Source organism: Kitasatospora sp. NPDC088548 (genome assembly GCF_044753005.1).
Lineage (GTDB): Bacteria > Actinomycetota > Actinomycetes > Streptomycetales > Streptomycetaceae > Kitasatospora.
Window position 1 is genome coordinate 350,727 of record NZ_JBIVMI010000001.1, and the last position, 21,170, is coordinate 371,896.

At 73.6% G+C, this 21,170-nt stretch carries 19 protein-coding genes; 6 read left to right on the forward strand and 13 right to left on the reverse strand.

From position 1 onward, the window contains the following. Positions 1-48: 48 nt before the first annotated feature. Together ACIP82_RS01610 and ACIP82_RS01615 are read right to left on the reverse strand one after the other, a co-directional pair. Positions 49-1,188 carry an inosamine-phosphate amidinotransferase 1 gene (locus tag ACIP82_RS01610; protein WP_400649701.1) on the reverse strand — a complete coding sequence of 380 codons (1,140 nt, stop codon included), beginning with the start codon at positions 1,186-1,188 and terminating at the stop codon, positions 49-51. A 321-nt stretch (positions 1,189-1,509) separates the two neighbouring features. Beyond that, the gene (locus ACIP82_RS01615) at positions 1,510-3,288 is read right to left on the reverse strand and encodes a hypothetical protein (RefSeq protein WP_400649703.1); all 1,779 of its coding nucleotides are present in this window, start codon (positions 3,286-3,288) and stop codon (positions 1,510-1,512) included. Positions 3,289-3,651: 363 nt separating this feature from the next. Here ACIP82_RS01615 and ACIP82_RS01620 point away from each other — a divergent pair, with 363 nt between their 5' ends. The 3 genes from ACIP82_RS01620 to ACIP82_RS01630 all read left to right on the forward strand — a co-directional run bounded on the left by ACIP82_RS01620 (position 3,652) and on the right by ACIP82_RS01630 (position 6,492). Next, positions 3,652-4,596 carry an HpcH/HpaI aldolase/citrate lyase family protein gene (locus ACIP82_RS01620; protein ID WP_400649706.1) on the forward strand — a complete coding sequence of 315 codons (945 nt, stop codon included), beginning with the start codon at positions 3,652-3,654 and terminating at the stop codon, positions 4,594-4,596. A 2-nt stretch (positions 4,597-4,598) separates the two neighbouring features. After that, the gene (locus ACIP82_RS01625) at positions 4,599-5,834 is read left to right on the forward strand and encodes an aminotransferase class I/II-fold pyridoxal phosphate-dependent enzyme (protein WP_363608609.1); all 1,236 of its coding nucleotides are present in this window, start codon (positions 4,599-4,601) and stop codon (positions 5,832-5,834) included. A 97-nt stretch (positions 5,835-5,931) separates the two neighbouring features. Beyond that, positions 5,932-6,492, forward strand: coding sequence for a MaoC family dehydratase (locus ACIP82_RS01630; protein ID WP_363608611.1), 561 nt, complete (start codon positions 5,932-5,934; stop codon positions 6,490-6,492). A gap of 94 nt (positions 6,493-6,586) precedes the next feature. Here the strand turns inward: ACIP82_RS01630 and ACIP82_RS01635 are convergent, their stop codons facing one another. The 3 genes from ACIP82_RS01635 to ACIP82_RS01645 all read right to left on the reverse strand — a co-directional run bounded on the left by ACIP82_RS01635 (position 6,587) and on the right by ACIP82_RS01645 (position 10,045). Next, on the reverse strand, positions 6,587-7,597 hold the full coding sequence (locus ACIP82_RS01635; protein WP_400649709.1) for a zinc-binding alcohol dehydrogenase family protein: 1,011 nt from the start codon (positions 7,595-7,597) through the stop codon (positions 6,587-6,589). Continuing rightward, entirely contained in the window at positions 7,594-8,919 is a 1,326-nt protein-coding gene (locus ACIP82_RS01640; RefSeq protein WP_400649711.1) for a peptide ligase PGM1-related protein, read from the reverse strand. Before ACIP82_RS01640 ends, ACIP82_RS01635 begins: the two co-directional genes overlap by 4 nt. 193 nt (positions 8,920-9,112) lie before the next feature. Further along, positions 9,113-10,045, reverse strand: coding sequence for a hypothetical protein (locus ACIP82_RS01645; protein WP_363608617.1), 933 nt, complete (start codon positions 10,043-10,045; stop codon positions 9,113-9,115). Between the two features lie 124 nt (positions 10,046-10,169). Between ACIP82_RS01645 and ACIP82_RS01650 the strand changes: the two genes are divergently transcribed. Together ACIP82_RS01650 and ACIP82_RS01655 are read left to right on the forward strand one after the other, a co-directional pair. Then, positions 10,170-10,541: a YbjQ family protein gene (locus ACIP82_RS01650; protein ID WP_363608619.1), complete on the forward strand. Its 372-nt coding sequence runs from the start codon at positions 10,170-10,172 to the stop codon at positions 10,539-10,541. Between the two features lie 130 nt (positions 10,542-10,671). Continuing rightward, positions 10,672-11,763, forward strand: a complete 1,092-nt coding sequence (locus ACIP82_RS01655; protein WP_400649714.1) for an NAD(P)-binding domain-containing protein — start codon at positions 10,672-10,674, stop codon at positions 11,761-11,763. Positions 11,764-11,904: 141 nt separating this feature from the next. Here ACIP82_RS01655 and paaE read toward each other — a convergent pair whose 3' ends face one another. Genes paaE through paaA form a run of 5 tightly spaced genes read right to left on the reverse strand, consistent with a single transcriptional unit; the run spans position 11,905 to position 15,910 of the window. Further along, positions 11,905-12,984, reverse strand: coding sequence for a 1,2-phenylacetyl-CoA epoxidase subunit PaaE (gene paaE, locus ACIP82_RS01660; RefSeq protein ID WP_400649717.1), 1,080 nt, complete (start codon positions 12,982-12,984; stop codon positions 11,905-11,907). Then, a complete protein-coding gene (gene paaD, locus ACIP82_RS01665) occupies positions 12,985-13,608 on the reverse strand; it encodes a 1,2-phenylacetyl-CoA epoxidase subunit PaaD (RefSeq protein ID WP_400649718.1) in 624 nt (207 codons plus the stop codon). After that, on the reverse strand, positions 13,602-14,483 hold the full coding sequence (gene paaC / locus ACIP82_RS01670) for a 1,2-phenylacetyl-CoA epoxidase subunit PaaC (RefSeq protein WP_363608625.1): 882 nt from the start codon (positions 14,481-14,483) through the stop codon (positions 13,602-13,604). The genes paaD and paaC overlap by 7 nt, the downstream gene beginning before the upstream one ends. Positions 14,484-14,498: 15 nt before the next feature. After that, the gene (gene paaB, locus ACIP82_RS01675; RefSeq protein WP_363608627.1) at positions 14,499-14,792 is read right to left on the reverse strand and encodes a 1,2-phenylacetyl-CoA epoxidase subunit PaaB; all 294 of its coding nucleotides are present in this window, start codon (positions 14,790-14,792) and stop codon (positions 14,499-14,501) included. Continuing rightward, the gene (gene paaA, locus ACIP82_RS01680; RefSeq protein ID WP_400649723.1) at positions 14,789-15,910 is read right to left on the reverse strand and encodes a 1,2-phenylacetyl-CoA epoxidase subunit PaaA; all 1,122 of its coding nucleotides are present in this window, start codon (positions 15,908-15,910) and stop codon (positions 14,789-14,791) included. Before paaA ends, paaB begins: the two co-directional genes overlap by 4 nt. Before the next feature lie 233 nt (positions 15,911-16,143). Here paaA and ACIP82_RS01685 point away from each other — a divergent pair, with 233 nt between their 5' ends. Then, entirely contained in the window at positions 16,144-16,485 is a 342-nt protein-coding gene (locus ACIP82_RS01685) for a hypothetical protein (RefSeq protein WP_400649724.1), read from the forward strand. 70 nt (positions 16,486-16,555) lie between these two features. Here ACIP82_RS01685 and ACIP82_RS01690 read toward each other — a convergent pair whose 3' ends face one another. From ACIP82_RS01690 to ACIP82_RS01700, 3 genes are all read right to left on the reverse strand, one after another. Further along, complete coding sequence (locus ACIP82_RS01690) at positions 16,556-18,040, reverse strand: M20 family metallopeptidase (protein WP_400649727.1); 1,485 nt, start codon at positions 18,038-18,040, stop codon at positions 16,556-16,558. Positions 18,041-18,784: 744 nt separating this feature from the next. Then, positions 18,785-19,444, reverse strand: coding sequence for a response regulator transcription factor (locus tag ACIP82_RS01695; protein WP_363608635.1), 660 nt, complete (start codon positions 19,442-19,444; stop codon positions 18,785-18,787). Continuing rightward, the gene (locus ACIP82_RS01700; protein WP_400649730.1) at positions 19,441-20,925 is read right to left on the reverse strand and encodes a sensor histidine kinase; all 1,485 of its coding nucleotides are present in this window, start codon (positions 20,923-20,925) and stop codon (positions 19,441-19,443) included. Before ACIP82_RS01700 ends, ACIP82_RS01695 begins: the two co-directional genes overlap by 4 nt. Between the last annotated feature and the right edge of the window lie 245 nt (positions 20,926-21,170).

A 21,170-nucleotide genomic window follows, 5' to 3' on the forward strand; every position in this document is an offset into this window, starting at 1 on the left:
GAACGGAGAAGTCACCCGTCTAGCATGCCAGCCCCCACCTCGCCGCGATCACGACAGGTAGTCCTCCAGCCCGCCGTCCCGCCGGATGTCCAGGGTCACGCAGTGGAAACCGCCGCCGAGCACCCGCGAGTGGCGCAGCCGGTGCGGCAGGACGGTGATGCCGGCGTGTTCCAGCTGCTTGATCAGGCTCCGCTGGTCCGACTCGACGATCGCCGTGTCGGGGCTGACCATCAGCAGATTCATGCTGATCCAGCTCTCGCTCAGCGAGTGCTCGGGCTCGGGCTCGGTCGAGTCGGCGGACGGCTCGGCCGGCGGGCACCACAGGATGTCCCAGCCCCGCAGCGGCTCGGGCACCGTCTCGGGGCTGATCCGCTCGGGGTTGAGCAGCACCAGGCCCGGCCTCAGCAGCGCGATGGTGCTGTCGATGTGGGTGTATCCGTAGATGTCGCGCAGCGGGTGCAGGCGCAGGTCACCGAGCAGGCCAAGGGTGGACTCCAGCCACCGCAGCCCGAGTTCGTTGCCACTGCGGGAGACCTGGTAGAAGACGTCGCGGCCGAGCCGCAGCACGTTGGCGGCGTCGAAGACCGGCTCGGCCTCGCCGAGCAGCGGCAGCCCGTCGGCGTCGAACTCGAAGAGCTCGTCGTTCAGTTGCGGGCGGGGTGCGGCCAACCATCGGGCGCCGCCGCGCAGATACTCCTGGAAGAGGCCGCGCAGGCCGAACACCTCGAAGTAGCGGGCGCGCATCGGGCTCGCCACCTCGATCACGGTCTCACCGACCACCAGGGTGAGGTCCCGCGGGCAGTAGGAGTGGAAGCCGCCGTCGGCCTTCCAGTGCGGGGCGGCGAACTCGGCGGCGTGGTCGACCACTTCGGGCTGGTGGACGGTGACGCCGAGGCCGCGCAGGGTGGCGACCAGGGCGTCCAGGTCCTCCTCGGTCTCCTCGACGACCTGCTGCGAGTAGGCGCCGACCGGGATCGAGCCGAGGTCGGCGGCCCTGGTCTTCGGAAAGCAGGACAGCCAGGACGAAGGGTCGGACTGCCCGGGCAGCCGGGCGCCGACGGCGGTACCGACCACCACCTCGCGCAGCGTGGTGAACTCGTCCCAGCTGTGCACCGGACTGGCCGCTTGAACCGGACGGGCCGGGTGGACCGGGTGGACCGGGTGGACCGGACGGGCCGAATTGGACATGACTCCCCCTTGACGCGAATTCGGGAAATGGCTGGGCCGGAGGCTGGGAAAAGTCGGATCGAGGTGAACCGGATACCGAACCGGCCGGGACGGCACCGGAATCAGCTCGCGAGAAATCCGTCGGCCGGCTCCGGGCCGGCCACGACGGAGGGGAAATCCCGATCCTGGAAGGTGAATCAACGAACTGCGGGAGCCGGGATCGACCGCCAAGCTACCCGGCCCGCCGACGGCCGCGCAAGGACGTGATCGACATTCCGAGGCGCGCCCCGATCGCCCGTTGATTGAACAGGGCGATGTTCAACTCCCTGGCCCCGGGGCTGATCAATCCCGCCGCGCCCGCAGAATCCGGCTCCCCCCGGCCAGGGTGATCAGCGCGCCGCCGGCCGCCGCGAGCCCGGCCACGGCGAGGCTCTGCCGACGGGACCGGCGCCGGTCTGCGGCGGCCGCGCGCACTGCCGCCGCCAGGAACGCCCGCTCGACTCCGGCCGGGGTCAGCTCTCCGGCCGCCACCCGCCGCCGAACGAGTTCCAGCCGGGCTCCCCGGTAGAGCAGTTCAGGGTCCCGGTCGGCGGCGGCCCAGCTGCGGGCGACCTCGGTGAGCCGCCGATGGTCGCCGAGCGTGTCCCGGCTCTCGGCCAGCCAGTCCCGCAGCCGGGGCCAGACCTGCGGCAGCGCGCCGTGGGCGAGTTCGACGGTGTCCCGGTCCAGCACCACCAGCCGGGCCCGGACCAGCCGTTCCAGCACGGCCGGCACCCCGGGGCCGTCGAACTCGCCGATCCCGACGGGGATCCGCACGCTCTCACCGCCGAGCCGCAGGAAAACCGCCCGGGCCAGCTCGCGGTCCAGCGCGCCCAGCCCGTCGAACAACACCTCGGCGGTCCGGGCCAGCGCCCCCTCGAAGCCGCCGGTGGCCTGGAACCCGGCCAGGGTGAGCGCGTTGCCGCTGCGCCGCCGCCAGGTCTCCAACAGGGCCGCCGACACCAGCGGCAGGGCGCCCGGCTGCTGGGCGGCGGTGGAGATCAGGACGGCGAGCAGCGCACCCTCGACGGTGCAACCGGCCCGCAGCGCGGGTTCGGTGATCGCGCGGCGCAGTTCGTCGGGCGCCGGGCGGCCGACCGTCAGCACGGCGTCCTGGCAGGCCGCGGCCAGCGCGGGATGTTCGGCGAGCAGCGCGGCACACTGGTCGGACCGCAGCACCAGAACCACCCGGCACCGAGCGGTTCCGGCGCCGCTCCCGCCCATGGCGGCCGCCCGCTCGGAGACCGCGTCCTCGGCGCACGCCACCAACGAGTCCAGGAACCGGGTGCGCTCGGCGGCGTCACGGCAGCGGGTGCCCAGTTCCTCGCCCTGGTCCACCACCAGCACCGGATCGGCCGCCCACTCCCCCTCGGCCGTCCGGTTGCCACGCCCGGCCCGCGCCTCGCCACTCCCCCCGCCCCGGGTCCGCGCGGACCCGACCCGCGCGGGCCCGACCTGCGCCTCTGCGGCCCGCGCGCTCCCGGCCTGGGCTCGCGTGGCCCGTCCATCCCCGGCCCGCTGCCCGAGCCGGGCCAGGGCCAGCGTGTACGCCTCCATCGGCCGCTCCCCCGGGGTGAGCAGCGCCACCGGCCCGCCGAGCCGCGCCAGCAGACCGGCCCTGACCAGCGAGGACTTCCCCACCCCGGAGGGCCCGGTGACCACCACCAGGCGCCGTTCGGCGAGCAGCCCCACCAACTGGTCCAGCAGCGCCTCCCGTCCGAAGAAGCGCTCGGCGTCCACCGCCTCGAAGGCCGCCACACCCGGGTACGGGGCCCGCCCGGCGTCCTGGGCGCGCCGGCGGGCGGCGGTGTCCGCGGCCAGTTCCGCGGCGAGCAACTGCCAGCGGTGCTGCCACTCCCGCACGTCCCCTCCGCACGCCTGTACATAGGCGAGGGTGACGGCGAGGCTCGGCAGCTGCCGGCCGCCCGCCGCCACCGAGAGGCTGGCGGCCGAGCAGTGTGCCCGGAGGGCGAGCTGCCGGTACGGCGGGGTGCCCGCCCGCTCCCTGAGCGCCCGTAAGTCGCCCGCGAACCGCAGCAGCGGCCCGTCGCCCTGGTCCAGTGGACTCTCCCGACGCGGCACAGTAGCCCCCTTCTTCGTTGAAGCGGTGCCCGGTGATCCGGAGCCCGATGATCCGAGGCCCCGTCGACGCGGTCTCCCGTGGACGGAAAACCCAAGGGCGGAAGGCCCGAGCGCGGATAACCCGACAGCAGGGGGCCGACGCCAGGAGAACCTGACGGCTGGCGGTCCTGACGGCCGGAGGTCCTGACGCCTGGGCGGTGTCCATCCTTCGAGATTCATCATGCACAGGACAGTTGGCGTCAAACAATGGGTCGCACGGGGCGGTTGTTCCGAGTTGATGTTCAATGTCCAGCCGCACGGCGCCGAACAATGCCGGTGGGATAGAACCAGGAGCCGCAGACTTCGCTGACTTCGGAGATTTCCATGAAGTTCACGCGGTACTGCCGTTCCCTGCTGTCCACACCCGCGATGGCGGTGGAGCGGTACGCCAAGAGCCACCAGTCCGGGGCCGATATCGCCATGGTCGACCTGGAGGACTCGGTCCCACCCGCTCGAAAGGAGGAGGCCCGCCACCTCGCCGAGGAGTTCTTCGACCTGCCGTCCACCAAGCTCGCCCGCAGCGCGGTGCGCATCAACACCCTTGCCGGGCCCGACGGGTTGCGCGATCTGATCGCCATCACCCGGTACCGCGTCAAGCCCGACATCGTGCTGATCCCGATGGCGCAGTCCCCCCGGGACATCGAGATCGCCGCCGGAGCGCTCGGACCGGACTGCCCGGAGACGGAGTTCCTCGCCGTCGTGGAGACGCCCCTGGGCATCGAGCACGCACCCGCCATCGCGGCCGCCGGGCACCGCCTGCGCGGACTGGTCTTCGGCTCCGCCGACTACGCGTTCGCGGTCGGCGCCCGGCTCTCCTGGGAAGCCCTGGCACACGCCCGGGGCCGAGTGGTCAACAGCGCCCGGGCCGCGGGGGTGGAGGCGATGGACGCGCCGTTCTTCGAAGTCACCGATCTGGACGGGCTGTGCCGGGAGGCCGCGCTCGCCCGGGACTTCGGGTTCAGTGGCAAGATCGCCGTGCACCCCCGCCAACTTCCCCTGATCAACGAGGCGTTCAGCCCCGACGAGCATCTGCTGGAACAGGCCCTGCGAGTGGTCGAGGCGGGCCGGGAGAACGGCCGCTCGGTCACCGTCGTGGACGGGGTGATGGTCGGCATGCCCTTCTTCGAGGCCTCGCAGCGTCTGATCGAGCAGTTCGGCCCGCCGGGCCAGGCCGACCAGCCCACGCGGCCCGTACCGCCGGTACCGCCCGCACGGCCCGTACCCCCCGTACGGCCCGCAGCCCCCCGGAACGACACGGAGGAGAAGTGACGATGACCGAAGAATCCATCCAGGGCCCGCGCCGCTACCGCAACGCCGAGGCCATGCTCGCCACCGCCGACCCGGTCTGGCAGGCGGCCGGCGCCAACGGGCTGATCGGCATCAAGGTGGACTCGGAGTCCAACAACCGGCTGATCGTCCGCGAGACCGGCCACGAGTTCGCCAACATGGTCTCCTGCGCCTACCTCGGGCTGAACAACCACCCGCAGGTCGCGGCCGGAGCGGTGGACGCGCTCACGGAGTCCAAGAGCACCTGGCTGGTCACCTCCACCACCCGGATCCGGCACAACCTGCTGGTGCGGCTGGAGGAGGAACTGGGCGAACTGTTCGGCGCGCACATCCTGCCCGGCGCGTCCTGCACCGCGCTCACCGCCGGCATCCTGCCGCTGGTCGCCTCCGGTCACCTCGACGGCACCTGCGAGCGCGGCGGCGGGCCCCGCGTGATGGTCTTCGACCGGTTCTGCCACTTCTGCATGGCGTATGTGAAGCCGATCTGCGCGGACGAGTCGCTGGTGCTCAACTGCCCGCACAACGACCTGAACTATCTGGAGGACATCTGCCGCAAGTACCCGCGGGTCGCCTACGTCGCCGACGGAGCGTACTCGATGGGCGGCGCGGCGGCCCTCGACGGGCTGCTCGAACTCCAGGACCGCTACGGGCTGTTCCTCTACATCGACGACTCCCACTCGCTGTCCATCATGGGCGAGCGCGGCGAGGGCTTCGTCCGCTCGCGGCTGGAGATGAACCCGTTGACGGTCATCGTCGCCAGCCTCGGCAAGGGCTTCGGCACCGGCGGCGGCATCGCCATGCTCGGCAACCGCGAGCAGTTCGAGTTCCTGCACCGGCACGCCGGTCCGGTCGGCTGGTCGCAGAACGTGGCACTGCCGCTGGTCGGCGCCTCGCTGGGCAGCGCGGCCGTCCACCGGTCCGCCGAACTCACCGAACTCCAGGCGAAGCTGAACCGCAACATCGACCTCTTCGACAAGCTGCTGCCGACCACCTTCGCGGGCAACGGCCTGCCGGTTCGGCGGGTGGATGTCGGGGACGCCGAGCGTGCGGTCAAGCTCTCCGCCCAGCTCTTCGAACGCGGCTTCTACAGCTCGGCGGTGTTCTTCCCGATCGTTCCCAAGGGCGAGGCGGGTCTGCGGCTGATGATGCGCGCCGACATGGACGAGCGGCTGATCACCGAGTTCGCCGGCCACGTCAGGGAGCTCACCTCCGACCTCTGATCCCTGCCTCCTGACACCAGACGCCAGACGCCAGGCACCTGACGCCAGACACCTGATCGCCCACCGCCGGACTCCGACCCCTGGGGAGCAACGCGCCATGCCCGAAGCCGAATCCGCGTCCGCGCTCACGCCCGACCCCGAACCCGCCGGCTACCGGCGGATCGGCGAGCGGCACTACCGCGAGGTGGTCGGCCGCTACTACGAGGAGTTCACCGTCGGCGATGTCATCGAGCACCGCCCGGGGCGGACCGTCACCGAGCTGGACAACGTGCTGATGAGCATGCTGAGCATGAACGACGCCCCGCTGCACATCGACGCCGCGTACAGCCAACACACCCCCTGGGGGCGGCCGATCGTCTCCAGCCTGGTGACGCTCAGCATCGTCGGCGGGATGACGGCCCGCTCCACCAGCGGGCGGACCATCGCCAACCTCGGCTGGGAGAACATCCGGATGACCCACCCGGTGTTCACGGGCGACACCCTGTACGCACAGACCGAGACGCTCGCCAAGCGGCTCTCCAAGAGCCGTACCGGACAGGGCATCGTCACGTGCCGAACCACCGGGACGAAGTCCACCGGCGAGGTCGTGGTGGTCTTCGAGCGCAGCTTCCTCGTCCCGCTGCGCGGCCACGGGCTGGACGACGCCGCCGGGTACTGAACCCGCTTGCCGAACCCGGTTGCCGAGCAACGGAAACCGGACGTCGGACATCAGCCATCGGGCCCCGGGCGCTGCTGCGCTCGGGGCCGATGCCTCAGCCCTCCCGGTGGACGTCGATCAGCACCTTTCCCATCGTCTGCCGTGCGGCCAGGGCCCGGTGCGCGCCCCCCACGCCGGAGAGCGGGACGATCCGGTCGATCCGCGCCGTCAGCCGGCCCCGCCCGGCCAGCCGGAACAGCTGCTCGACGACGCCCGAGAAGAGCACCCGGTCGTCCAGCACATGCTGCAGCCAGAAGCCGAGCACGCCCGCCGAGCGCTCCGCCAGCTCGTCCACCGCGAAGGCCTCCTCCGGTCCGCCTCGGGCGCCGACGCAGAGCAGCCGGCCGAACGGCGCCAGCGCCGCCAGCCCGTCCCGCAGCCCCCGGCCGCCCGCCGAGTCCACGAACAGGTCGACTCCGCCCGACTCGGCCAGCAGCTCGGCCAGTTCGGGTGCGGCGGGGTCGAACACCGCGTCCGCTCCCAGCGAGCGGACGAACTCCCGCTTGGCCGGTGTCGAGGCCAGCCCCAGCACGCGTCCGGCCCCCAGCTCCCGGGCCAGCTGCACCGCCAGGTGCCCGACACCGCCCGCCGCCGCCGTCACCGCGACACACTCACCCGGCCGCAGCCGCCCGAGCAGGGCCAGGGCGGCGTACGCCGTCGCGCCCTGCTCCAGCAGCGCCAGCGCCTGCTCGTCGCCGACCTCGTCCGGCACCTCCACGGTGAACGACCGCTCCGCGCACGCCACCTGGGCATAGCCGCCGCCGGTCCGGAGCAGTGCGGCGACCCGCCGTCCGTCGCCGCGGCGGCGCCCGATCACGTCCGCGCCGAGCACCGCGGGCAACGGGAACCTCGCGTACCCGCCCGTACGGCAGTGCAGGTCCGCGTAGTTGACCCCGGCCAGGGCGACGTCGATCAGCACCTGGCCGGGCCCGGCCGCCGGTTCGGGTACGGTCTCGGCACGGAACTCCTCCGGCCCGCCGTACCTCCGGATCACCGCCGCCCGGATGCCCGACGGCCCGAGGCCCGAAGGCCCGGCGCCCAAAAGCCCGTCCGGGGCCTCCGTCACCGCGGGAAGAGTTCGGTCAGCCGGCGTTCCGCGGCCCGGGCCGCCTCGGCGTCCTCGGCGATCACGCAGTACATCACCGAGCCGTCGGCCGGGGCGAAGTCGCAGCTGAACACCACGCCGGTCCGGGTCTGCGGATCGAAGGCCAGCCCGGCCCGCTCCAGCGCCTCGACCGCCTCCGGGAACGACGGCACCCGCAGGCCCGCGAGCTCCAGGATCACCCGGGCGGAGCGGTGATCGGCGCCGACCAGGCGGGCGAACAACGCGTCGTGCAGATGCGTCGAACCGGTGAGACGCCCATTGGTCTCGCTGAAGTACAACTCGCCCTTGGGGGTCAGGATCGCGTCCGCACTGACCGTGCCCCGGTAGCCGAGCACCCGCAGCGACTCGCACAACCGGGAGGCCTGGTGGACGAGTTCGGCCCGCACCCCGGCGTCAGGGGTGACCGGCGGGGTGATCTCGCCGACCACCACCGGGTCCATCACCATCTCGCCGCACCCGGACAGCACCGACCCGTGGTCCCCGATCACGAACTCCGCGTACACCGGCACCGCGTCCGTGAAGTACCGCTCCACCACGACCCGTTGGCCACGCCCGCCGGTCAGCCAGGTCCAGCGCTCGGCGACGTACCCGGCGACGGCGGCGCGGTCCGCCAGCGACACGACCCGCTGGGCGCCCAGCGGGGTGACGTCCTCGTCCCGGGCGAGGACCTCATTGCCGAACCCGCCGGCCTGGTACTCGACCTTCATCATCACGCTGTGGCCCTGCTCCAGCAGGCCGTTGACCGCCGCCTCCACCTGCTGCGGCGAGGTGGCGACCGTCCCCGGCGGGATCGGCACCCCGGCCCCGGCGGCCAGCGCCCGGAACACCGCCTTGCTGTTGACCAGCGCGTTGCCGCCCTGCGCGGCGAAGGCGTGGCCCGGGACGGCGTGCTCGGCCCCGAGCGCGGCCGCCAGGTCCACCACGGCCGCGTTGGGCGAGATCGCCAGCACCCGCTCCACCGGCCGGCCGGCCAGCGCCCGGCGCAGCTCCTCGCGGAAGCCCGGCTCGGCCAGCCGGTCCGGGGTGATGATGTCCGCGCCCTCCACGCCCGGCGGCGGTACCACGAAGGTCAGGCTCTCGGCCCGGGTACCGGTCAGCCCGGTGACATACCCGAGGTAGACCGGGTCGGGCCCCCAGGGCAGCACCAGGACGTCGCCGTCCTCGGCGAACCAGAGCATGCGCTGGGCCCCGCAGCCGGCGAACAGCCGCTCCAGCGGCGTCATCCCGGTGAGGTCCCCGACCATCTCCTCGGTGCGGTTGTTTCCGATACAGAGCGTCGTCATCTGCTGAACTCTCCCGGCGTTCGACGGAACCGCGGCACCGATGACGCGACACCGGTGGCACGGAACCCGTGAGGCGGAACTGGTGAGGCGTGCGCTTCAGATGTAGCGCACCGGGGTTGTTCGGGTTCGGCGCTCGGTCATTGAACAAAAACGCTGAACAACCCGGTGGGGGCACTCACCCGTCACCGCCCCCTCAGCGCCGGTAGCCGCGCTGCGGATCCCGCTCCTCCGCGTCCTCGTACGACAGGAACCAGCCCTCCGGATGCGTCGCCGCCAGCAGCAGCTCGGTGCGCTGCTCGGCGTTCAGCTCCGGATCGCCGTCGTCCGGGCCGAAGACACCGAACAGCTCGTCGTGGCAGCCCTCCCAGTCGTAGTCGTACAGGTCGGCCGGCAGGTCGCCCATCATGTCGGCGACCGACTCGGGCTGTGCGCCGAGCAGCGCGCGGGCGTCCACCAGGGCCATCCGCAGCGCGATCTCCTCGGCCAGGCAGCGCGGCAGCGGCCACTCGCCGAGCGCGAGGTCGTCGGCGAGGTCGTCGAAGGCCCGGGCCATCGCCCGGCGCCAGCCCCGGTGGAGGCGCCAGGTGCGCTGCGGCAGACGGCCGAAGACCGTCCAGTCGGCCTCGTCGCCATCGGTGACCGGTTCGTCCTCGTGCTCGTCGAGGTCGTCGTAGGCGGCGTCCGCCAGTCCCAGCAGTTGGGCGTGGAGCAGGCAGGCCGTCCGAGGGGTGAGCGTCCAGTCCCCCGCCCCGCCGCCACCGTCCTCCTCGTCGCCGTCCAGCGGGAACAGTTCGGCGAAGTCCGGCGCGAAGTCCTCGGTGACGCTGATCTCCAGCGTGCCGCCGAGCGCCTCGACGCCCGGGATCGCGGCCACCAGCCGGTCCGGGTGCAGCAGCGCGCCGAGCGCCGCGTTGGCGTCCTCGGCCACCTCGCGCAGCAGTTCGCGGCGCTGGCCGGCCGGGTCGATGCCGTCGAAGTCCAGCTCCTCCACGGCCGCGATCGCGGCCGCGCGCAGCGCCGGCCAGTCGGTGATCCGCAGGCCCAGCACCACCGTCGCCTCGATCTCCGGCGCGCCGGAGTCCTCCGCCGCGCCCGGCCCCTGTGGATGATCGCTTCGCTCGCCCATGGGGCTACGGTACGGCCTTTCGGCCGCCCGATCACCGGTCCGTCCCAGCTTCTCGACGCCTTCTCCGCCGGATTCGGGCCGGGCCTCTGTCGTCCGGCCGTGTGCGGACCGGCAGGATGGGCCCATGGCAAACATCGACGAATACGGCGGCGGGCAGGGCCCGAACGCCCAGGTCCTGGTAGTGACCACCAATGACATTCCCGGATACCGGGTCGATCATGTGATCGGCGAGGTCTTCGGACTGACCGTGCGCAGCCGGCACATCGGCAGCCAGATCGGCGCCTCGCTGAAGTCGCTGGTCGGCGGCGAGCTGAAGGGTCTGACCAAAACCCTGGTGGAGAGCCGCAACGAGGCGATGCAGCGACTGGTCGAGCAGACCAAGGCGCGCGGCGGCAACGCGGTGCTGATGATGCGATTCGACGTCACCGAGGCCGCGGACATCGGTACCGAGATCTGCGCGTACGGCACCGCCGTGGTGATCTCGCCCGCCGCCTGAGCCGGGCGCGGAACCCCGCCGGGAACACCTGCCGCACCGTCGATGTTTCACCGGCGTGACTGTTTACGGTGCAACATCTCGGGCCGCTGACGGTGAACACCCGGAGCGGCTCACGGCCGTCGACCGAGAGGTGGGCACCGACCTGCGGGTGGACGTCGTGGTGGTGGGCGCCGGGCAGGCGGGCCTGTCCGCCGCCTACCACCTGGGCCGCCGCGGCTTCGCCCCCTACCGGGCGGACGCCGACGGCGGCTTCGTCGTGCTCGACGCCGACGCCGCACCCGGCGGGGCCTGGGCGCACCGCTCCCCGTCCCTGCGGATGGCCACCGTGCACGGTTTCCACGACCTCCCGGACTTCGAACTGCCCGCGGCCGATCCGGACGCCCCCGCCCGTGAGGTGGTGCCGGGGTACTTCGCGGCGTACGAGGCCAGGCACGCGCTCCCCGTGGTGCGCCCGGTCACCGTACGGGCGGTGCGCTCGGAGTCCGAGCGGCCGGACTCCCGGCTGCTCGTCGAGACCGACTCCGGCACCTGGTCCACCCGGGCTCTGATCAACGCCACCGGCACCTGGACCCGTCCGTTCCTGCCGCACTACCCGGGCCACTTCGCCGGCCGCCAGCTGCACTACGCCGAGTACCGGGGCCCGGAGGAGCTCGCCGGCCGGCGCGTCCTGGTGGTCGGCGGCGGCGCGTCCGCGATCCAGGTGCTGTCGGAGGTCGCAGCGGTCGGCGAGACGGTCTGGGTCACCCGGACCCCGCCGGTCTACCACGACGGCCCGTTCACCCCGGAGTTCGGCCGGGCGGTGGTCGCCCAGGTCGAGGAGCGGGTCCGCCAGGGCCTGCCGGTGCGCAGCGTGGTGAGCGTGACCGGCCTCGGCCCGTCGGTGGCCTACCGCCGTGCCGAGGCGCTGGGCGCGCTGCACCGCCGCCCGATGTTCGACCGCCTCACCGAGCACGGTGTCGCCTGGGGCGACGAGGAACTCCCGGTGGACGCCGTCATCTGGGCCACCGGTTTCCGCCCCGAGGTCGGCCACCTCGCCCCGCTCGGGCTGCGCTCCCCCGGCGGCGGGATCGCCCTCACCGGGACCCGCGCCACCGCCGACGCCCGCGTCCACCTCGTCGGCTACGGCCCCTCCGCGAGCACCATCGGCGCCAACCGGGCCGGGCGCTCCGCCGTCAACGACCTCGTCCGGCTGCTCGGCGAACCGGCGGCCGTCCTGGTCTGACGGGGCGGCGGCAGCCGCGCGCTGATGCCGACCGGCCGGCATCAGCGCGCCCGCCACCGGAGGCCTCGCAGCACCCCCAGCGCCCAGCCCGCGGTCCGCGCCGCCCTGCCCGCCCTGCCCGCCCTGCCCGCCCTGCCGCCCCTACCGGTCGTAGTCGACCGTCACCCGGTCGGTCAGCGGGCGGGCCTGGCAGGTCAGGACATAGCCCGCCGCCAGTTCCTTCTCCTCCAGCGCGAAGTTGCGCCGCATCGCCACCTCGCCCTCGGTGACCAGAGCCCGGCAGGTGCCGCAGACCCCGCCCTTGCAGGCGAACGGCAGGTCGGGGCGCGTACGCTGGGCGCCGTCCAGGATGGACCGGTCCCGCGGGAGGGAGAGCGTGCTGCCGCGCCCGTCGAGCACGACGGTGACCTCGCTGTGCGCGCCACCGCCCGCCGGTGCCTCCTCGACGCGCTCGGCGACCGGCTCGTCCTCGGCGTGGAACAGCTCCTGGTGCACCTGCCCGGTGGGCACCCCCAGCCCGGCCAGCAGGTCCTTCGCCCCGGCGACCATCCCGAACGGGCCGCAGAGCCACCAGTGGCCCACCGTCTCGACGTCCACCAGCGCCTTCAGCAGCGCCTCGACCCGCTCCGGGTCCAGCCGGCCGCTGAGCAGCTCGGCGTCCCTGCTCTCCCGGGAGAGCACGTGCACCAGCTGGAACCGGCCGAGGTGGCGGTCCTTCAGATCGGCCAGCTCGTCGGCGAACATCACGGTGTCGCTGCGCCGGTTTCCGTAGAACAGGGTGACGGTGGAGACGCGGTCGGCGGCCAGCACGGAGGCGGCGATGGAGAGCATCGGCGTGATACCGGAGCCGGCCGCCAGCAGGACATGGTCGGCGGGGACGCCCAGCTCCGGGGTGAAGAGCCCGGTCGGCGTCAGCACCTCGACCTCCTCGCCCGGCCGGGCCTCCCGCACCAGCCACTGGGAGAACAGCCCGCCGGGCACCTCGCGCACGGCGATCCGCAGCGGGCCGCCGACGGGGGCGCAGATCGAGTACGAGCGGCGCTCGTCGACGCCGTCCACCTCCCGGCGCAGCGTCAGCGTCTGCCCCGGCCGGAACGCGAACTCCTCGGCGAGCCCGTGCGGCACCGCGAAGGTCACGGCGACGGCGTCCTCGCAGAGCCGCTCCACCAGGGCGATCCGCAGCCGGTGGAAGGTCGGGCGACGGGCGGGACGGGCGGCCATTCAGATCTCCTTGACGCGTTCGAAGGGCTCCCGGCAGCCGCGGCAGCGCCAGAGCGCCTTGCAGGCGGTGGAACCGAAGCGGGACAGCTCCTCGGTGTCGGCGCAGCCGCAGAGCGGGCAGGTGACAGCGGGCACGGGCGGGGCGGCCGGCCTGGCCTCGTGACCGCCGCGATCCCCGTGATCCTCACGATCCCCGTGACCGCCACGGCCGCCATGGCCGCCGGATGCGACGGGGGCGCCGGGACCGCTGTCCAGGAACCGGGTCGGGCCGAGGCCCAGCAGCCCCGGGGCGGCGGGGCCGGGCGGGGCGATGCCCGCCTCCGCCAGCTTGCGGCGGCCCTCGGCGGTGATCAGGTCGGTGGACCACGGCGGGTCCAGCCGGAGCCGGACCCGGACGTCCGGATAGCCGGCCGCGCGCAGCCGCCGGTCCACGTCGGCGGCCATTTCGGCAACGGCCGGACAGCCCGAGTAGGTCGGGGTCAGCCAGGCGGTCACCGCGCCGCCCTCCTCGGCGACCTCGACCTCGGCCAGCACACCGAGGTCGGCGAGGGTGAGCATGGGCAGCTCCGGGTCCGGGACGGCCGCCGCGACCTCCCAGGCGCCGGTGCGCGCGGTCGTCACCATGTCGCCCCCGGGTGCGCGCGGGCCACCACCTGGAACTCGGCCAGCAGGGGGCCCAGCGCCTCGGTGTGCACACCGTCCCGGCCGGCCCGGCCACCGACCGTGGCCAGCGCCGGCACCTCCGGCACGGTCAGCCCGGCCTCGGCGAGCACGGCGGCGAGCGAGCCCAGCACCGGCTCGCGCAGCAGCGCCGGGTCCACCCCGGCCCGCAGCTCCACCGGGTGGGCGGTGAACAGCTCCTCCACCAGCGGCCAGACGGCGTCCAGACCGGCCTGCATCCGGGCCGACGAGTACGGCGTGCCGTCGCCGAGCCGCAGCGTCCAGGCGGTGGCGTACTCGCGGTGGTAGGCCAGCTCCTTGACGCTCCGGGCGGCGACCGCCGCCAGTACCGGATCGGCGTGCCCGGCCAGCGCCTCGTACAGCGCGCCGCGCGCGGTGGCGAAGACCAGCAGCCGGGCGATCGAGTACGCGAAGTCCCCGTTCGGCGCCTCGACCAGGCGGACGTTGCGGAACTCGTGCTCCTCGCGCCAGTACGCCAGGTCGTCCTCGGTGCGCCCGGTGCCGTCGGCCTGGCCGGCCCGGGTGAGCAGCTGGCGGGCCTGGCCGAGCAGATCGAGGCCGAGGTTGGCGAGCGCCACCTCCTCCTCCAGCTCGGGCGCCCGGGTGCACCACTCGATCAGCCGCTGGGCGAGCACCAGGGCGTCGTCGCCCAGCATCAGGCAGTAGGCGGCGAGGTCGGCACCGTCCAGGCCGGCCGGTACGGCGGTGTCCACGCCGAGCAGCGGGTCGGCGAAGCCCGTCCCGTACGCCCAGCGGCCCTCGCCCTCGGGCTCGGGGGACGCCTCGGCGAGGCTCAGGTAGACGTGGTCGTCGGTCATCGTGCGTGCTCCCCGTCAGATGTGCGGGACATCCTCGGGGATGTCGTAGAAGGTCGGGTGGCGGTAGACCTTGTCGCCGCTGGGGTCGAAGAAGGCGTCGCGCTCGTCCGGGGTGGAGGCGGTGATCGCGTCCGAGCGGACCACCCAGAGGCTGACGCCCTCGTTGCGGCGGGTGTAGAGGTCGCGGGCGGCGAGCAGCGCCATCCGCTCGTCGGAGGCGTGCAGCGAGCCGACGTGGACGTGGTTCAGGCCGCGCCGGGGGCGCACGAACACCTCGTACAGGGGCCAGCCGGCCTTGGACTCGGTCACTTTCCGTTCTCCTGTTCCGCTTCGGCTTGCGCCTGGTTCGCCTGCTGTTCGGGGCGACGGCCTTCGGATCCGTCGGCTGCGGATCTCGGGTGCCCCGCGGATCGGTGCCCCACGGGCCGGTCCTCCGCAGGTCGGCCCTCGGCAGGTCGGTCCCCAGCCGATCGATGCTCCGCCCGTCGCTTCTCCGCGTAGGCGACCGCCGCCTCCCGGACCCAGGCGCCGTCCTCGTGGGCGGCCCGGCGGCGGTCGATCCGCTGGGCGTTGCACGGGCCCTGGCCCTGGATGACCCGGGTCAGCTCCGACCAGTCCGGCTCACCGAAGTCCCAGCCGCCGCGCTGCTCGTTCCAGCTCAGCGCGGGGTCGGGGAGGGTGACGCCGAGGTGCTGCGCCTGCGGGACGGTCATGTCGACGAAGCGCTGACGCAACTCGTCGTTGGTGTGCCGCTTGATCCGCCAGGCCATCGAGCGGGCGGTGTTCGGCGAGTCCGCGTCCGGGGGCCCGAACATCATCAGCGACGGCCACCACCAGCGGTCCACCGCGTCCTGGACCATCCGCCGCTGGGCGTCGGTACCGCGCATCAGGGTCATCAGCAGCTCGTAACCCTGGCGCTGGTGGAACGACTCCTCCTTGCAGACCCGGACCATGGCCCGCGCGTACGGGCCGTAGCTGCAACGGCAGAGCGGCACCTGGTTGCAGATCGCGGCGCCGTCGACCAGCCAGCCGATCACCCCGACGTCGGCGAAGGTGAGGGTCGGGTAGTTGAAGATCGAGGAGTACTTCTGGCGGCCCGAGACCAGCTTCTCGGTCAGCTCGGCCCGATCCACGCCGAGGGTCTCCGCGGCGGCGTAGAGGTAGAGGCCGTGGCCGGCCTCGTCCTGGGCCTTGGCCAGCAGGATGGCCTTGCGACGCAGCGACGGGGCACGGGTGAGCCAGTTGCCCTCCGGCTGCATGCCGATGATCTCGGAGTGCGCGTGCTGGGCGATCTGGCGGATCAGGGTCGCCCGGTAGGCATCGGGCATCCAGTCCCGGGGCTCGATCCGCTGCTCGGCGGCGATCACCGCCTCGAACCGGTCCTCCTGTGTCCGCGCGGAGACCGGTTCGGCCACCTCTGCTGTCATCACGGTCCCCTCTCGCGTGCACACGTCGGCTGTCGCGGGGCCTCACGGTTCCCGGGCCCGGCCACCGACTGACCGTTCGGTCGGTTCCATTGTGCGCGGCGAGGCGGCGGCCTGACAAGGGAGCCGGGCCGTCCGCGCCTCACGGGCGCGAACGCCGACGGTCGCGCCGGGGCGCGCGGCGCTGCTCAGGGGCGGCACCGGGCGGCGTCACCACTCGCGCCCCGGCCCTCCCGGTGCGGCTAGCGCAGGCCTTCCAGCCGCTCGGCGCGGGCGGCGCGCTTGGCGAAGACCTTCTCCTTGCGGTCCTCCACCTCACCCCCGACGAACCCGCCGGCCTCGGCGCCGCCGTCCGCGCCCTGCTCGCCCCGCACCGACAGCGCGACGCCCGGCCCGGCACCCGTCCGGTGGCCGCCGTCACCCGACTGTTCCCGCTCCTCGACGACCGGACCGGCGACGACCAGGCAGGCGACGACCAGGCAGGCGACGACCGGGTAGGCGACGACCGAATCGGCGCTGGGCGCGACGGCGACGCCCCGGCGGACGGTGAGCGGTCCGCCGAGGACGGGCCCCGATAGGCCCCGGACGAAGGGGCCCGCCGCCCGGCCGAAGCCGAGGGGCGGGCCCCCTCCCGCCGCACGAAGCCGCTCAGCCCTCCGAGCGGTCCCGCAGGCGCGGCAGCGGAACCGCGAGGAGCGCCGTCAGCAGCGCGATCCGGGGAGCCAGCTGATCGATCCGGATGTGCTCGTGCCGGGCATGCGCCCCCGCGCCGACCGCACCGAACCCGTCCAGCGTCGGCAGACCGCGCGAACCGGGCAGGTTGGTGTCGCCCGCCCCGCCCGCCGGAGCGCCGTCGAGCTGCTGGCCGAGCACCGCCGCGAGCGAACGGACGTGCCGCAGCAGCGGATTGCCGGAGCGTTCGGGCCAGGCCGGCCGGCTGGACAGCACCTCCGTCCGGACCTTGGCCCCCGGGCGCTGGGCGGTCAGCCGGGCCAGGTTGTCGAGCGTGCGGCGCTGCGCCTCCATGGTGGCGAAGCGCAGGCCGAGTTCGGCCTCGGCCCGGCCGGCGATGACGTTCGCCCGGGTGCCGCCGCTGATCCGGCCGGCGTTCAGCTCGGTGCCGGGCTGACAGACGAGCCCGCGGACCGCGACGAGCTGGTCCACGAGTTCGTCCACCGCGGAGACGCCGTCGGCCGCGTCGTTCCCGGCGTGCGCCTCGCGACCGGTGACGGTGAGGCGCACCCGGGTGCTGCCCCGGCGGGCGGTCTTGAGCCGACCGTCCGGGTGGGGCGGTTCGAGCCCCAGGACGGCGGCCGCACCACGCAGTTGGCGTTCGACCAGGCGCTTGCCGTCCGGGCTGCCGACCTCCTCGTCGGAGACCACCACCAGGCGGACGGTGCGGTGCGGGCGCTGGCCGAGGTCGGCGAGCAGGGCGAACGCGCCTTCCAGAATGGCGAGTCCGCCCTTCATGTCGACCACGCCGGGGCCGCTGAGCACGCCGTCCTGCTCGGTGACGGGCCAGTCGGCCAGGATGCCGGCCGGCCAGACGGTGTCATGGTGGCCGACCACGAGGAGGTGCGGCAGGCTTTCGTCCTGCCCGTCCCACTGCAGCACCAGGTGGTCCCCGGCGGGGCCGGACTCGCGGCGGGCGGTGGCGCCGGTGGACCGGAAGCCTGCGGACAACTCTTCGGCGAGGGCGTCGAGTCGGGGCGCGTCGCCACTGGGGGACTCGATCCGGGCGAGGTCCGCGCAGCGTCGGCGGACGGCTCCGGCCAGCGTGCGGGCGCGTGAGCTGATGGCCTGCGGAAGGCCCGGGAGGGCGGTGGTGAGGGCGGGTTGGGTGTCACCGTCGGTGGTCGCCGATGCGACAGCCGACGTGACAGCCGAGGTGGTCGCCGTGGCGGACGGTGCTCCGGTCAGCAGTGCTGCTGATGGCGGCGCGGTGGGTGGTGCGGTGGGTAGTGCGACGGCCGGCGCGGTGGCCGGTGCGGTGGCCGTCGCCGCCGATGGTGCGACTGCCGGACGGGAGACCGGACGAACGGCCTCCGTGGCAACTGCGGTGAGGGTGGCGGTAACAGCGGCGGCGGCGGCCATGGTGCCGGGGGCGGACGCGGGTGCGGGGTCGGTGGTCACGGTCGGCGCGCCGGGCGGCCGAACGGCTTGGGGACTCAACGCTCGCCTCCGCGGCCGCCGCCGGTATTCAGTGGCCGAACCGGCCGGCCGGACCAGCCCGGGTGCCCGGACCAGCCCGGTCGCACGGCCCCGGTCAGACGCACGGTCCGCCAGGACGGCCCGTCTGGCCCAAGTACGGTGGAACGGCTGGGCGGCATGCTTGGCATTGCGTCCTCCTCGCTCGATCCGGGGGCCCTGGTTGGCCCGGAGCCCCCGTGGACGGCGGCTTCGAAGCGGCGGGCGCAGCGACCGCACCGCCACAGGGAAGCCGAGATGTGAGCCTAGAAGAACCGTTCGGCTTCCTGCGAGGTGGCCCTGCTCCCAGCACGCCGGGGGGCCTGGCCCCGCCTCGGGCGCCCGTCGGAGAACGGCGGCAGGCGCACGGCGCGCGGGCCTGGATCGGCGCGCGAGCGCGGTCGCCGGATCGCGCCCATCTCCACCATGGACCCGGCGCCCGGGTTCGGCAGCACAAATCGCCAAGGCACGGCTTTTCCACGCCGGATGGGTGACAGCCGCTCAGCATTCGGTACCAGGCGGCGGTCCGTCGCCAGCCCCTCGGCGGGGGCGGAGGGAGGCGTGCTCGTGGTCCCTCCGGCGCCTGTGCCAGGGGTGGCGCGCGGACGGTCGGGCCCACCACCGTCACACCGGTCGCCGTCGGGGGCGGGCGGCGTCGGGGCGGTCACCGTCGGGTCAGTCGGCGCCGGATCAGTCGGCGCCCTCGACGAGCCCGGCGTCGCGGGCGAGCAGTGCGGCCTGGACACGGTTGCCGACGCCGAGCGCGGTGAGGATCCGGCTGATGTGGGCTTTGACGGTGCTCTCGCGCATTCCGAGCACGGAGGCGATCTCCGCGTTGGAGAGCCCGCAGGCGAGTTCGCCCAGCACCTCGGTCTCGCGCGGGGTGAGCGCGGCGACACGGCCGCGGGCGGCGACCGATCGTGGCGCACCGGCACGGTGGTAGCGGTCTATGAGGCGGCGAGCGGCGGCCGGGTGCAGCATGCCCTGGCCGTCGGCCACGATGTGGACCGCCCGGACGATCTCGGCGGGCGGGGTGTCCTTGAGCAGGAAGCCGTCGGCACCGGCGGCGAGCGCCTGGTACACGTACTCGTCGAGGTCGAAGGTGGTGAGCGCGATGACGCGCGGGCCCTCGGGCAGCTCGCGCAGTCGGCGGGTGGCGGCGATGCCGTCGAGTCTGGGCATCCGGATGTCCATCAGCGCGACGTCGATGCGTTGGCGGCGGGCCAACTCGACGGCCTGCAGCCCGTCGGCGGCCTCGGCGACCACGGTGAGTACCGGGTCCTGGGTAAGCAGGTCGACGAGGCCGAGCCGGACCAGCGCGTCGTCGTCGACCACCATGGTGCGGATCATGCGGGTTCCCTCGGTGGCTGCGGGTGCGACGTGACGTGCGGGTAGGGCGTGGGCTGCGGGTAGGGCGTGGGCTGCGGGTAGGGCATGGGCTGCGGGTACGGGGGCGGTGCCGGCTTCCGGACGGATGCGGGCGGGCGCCTCGGTGACGGAAGTTGGGCGGCGAGGCGGAAGCCACCGTGGCCGTCGGGGCCCGCATCGAGGTATCCGCCCAGCGCGCCGACCCGTTCGGTGAGCCCGACCAGCCCGTATCCACCGCCGGTACAGGCTCCCGACGGTGCCGGTTCGCCCGGGCCGTTGCGCACCTCGACGCTGGTCGCCGGGGCACCGTACCGGACGCGGACCGTCACTGGTGCGGCGTGTGCGTACTTGCGGGCGTTGGTCAGTGCCTCCTGCACCACTCGGTGAACGGCCAGGCGGTGGGTGGTGGGGATGCTCTCGGGATCGCCGACGAGGGCGAGTTCGACCGTCTGTCCGGCCTCCCTGGCCTCGCCGACGAGTTCGGTGAGGTCGCGCAGCGCCGGTGCCGGTACGCGGACGGGTCGTGGCCCCCCGGCCTCGCCAGGGCCCACGGGCGGGGACGCGGAGAGCGACGGGGACGGGCGAGGGGGCACAGGGCGCACGGCGACGACCGCCGAGACCCAGTCGCCCGTACGATCCCCCGCGTCCCCGGTGCCCCCGGTGTCGTGGACGTCTCCGGCGTACTTGGGGTACTCGGTGTCTCCGGGGCCGGCCGGGGACCGCGGTTCGGCCCGGAGCGCGCCGAGGACGTCACGCAGGTCGTCGAGCGAGCGGGCGGCCGTCGTCCGCAGGAGTTCCAGCCGGTGCGCGAGCCGGGCGGGGTCGTCGGCGACCGTCCCGGCCTGGGCCTGGTCCCGGAGGACCCCGGCATGCAGCACGAGCAGACTGAGGCGATGCGCCAGTACGTCGTGCATCTCCCGTGCGATCCGGGATCGTTCCGCGGACCGGGCCTGTTCGGCGCGGAGCTCGCGTTCACGGCGCAGCACGTCGACCTGGTCGTGCAGGGTCTGGATCAGGACGCGGCGGCCGTGCAGCCAGAGACCGAGGGAGAGGGCGGCGGCCTCGACGAGAAGTTGTGAGCCGGTGGTGCCCACCCAGTCGATGACCGAGTCGGCGCGGGCTGCGCTGACCAGGGCGATGACGACGCCGCCCACCATGGCGAGGCCCAAGCGGCCGGTGGAGGCGAGGTTGTAGACGCTGAACAGGCCGGGGAGGGCGCGATTGAGTACACCTGCGGTGAGGATGGGGAGGACCGCGGAGGCGACTGGGTAACGGCGGACGAGGAGGAGGGAGAGGGAGGCGAGGGCGGCTACGACGGTACGCAGGAAGCGGTAGGAGTCCTCGGTGCTCGTCCAGTGGACGACGGTTTCTTCGGCGGTCAGGGTGAGGACGGCCAGCAGGAACAGCGTCTCGATCCACCAACGGTGGCCGGGTGCGTACCAGCCGAGCAGAGCGCGGCGCACGAACGACCGTTCATCCGGGTCACGCGGGACGGGCACGTGGCCCGGGTATGCCTGGCGCGGCGTTTGCGGCTGATACGGCGGTTGGCCCGGGTGGTCCGGGTGGTCCGCTCGGCCTGTGCTCAATCGGTCTCCTCCCTTCGGTCTGGCCCGATGCTACGGTCGGTTCCCAAGGCGGCGCCCCCTACCTTCGGCCAGCGGTGTCCTCGACTTTCGTCGGGGGTCGTCGCCACTCGTCGGCCGATTCG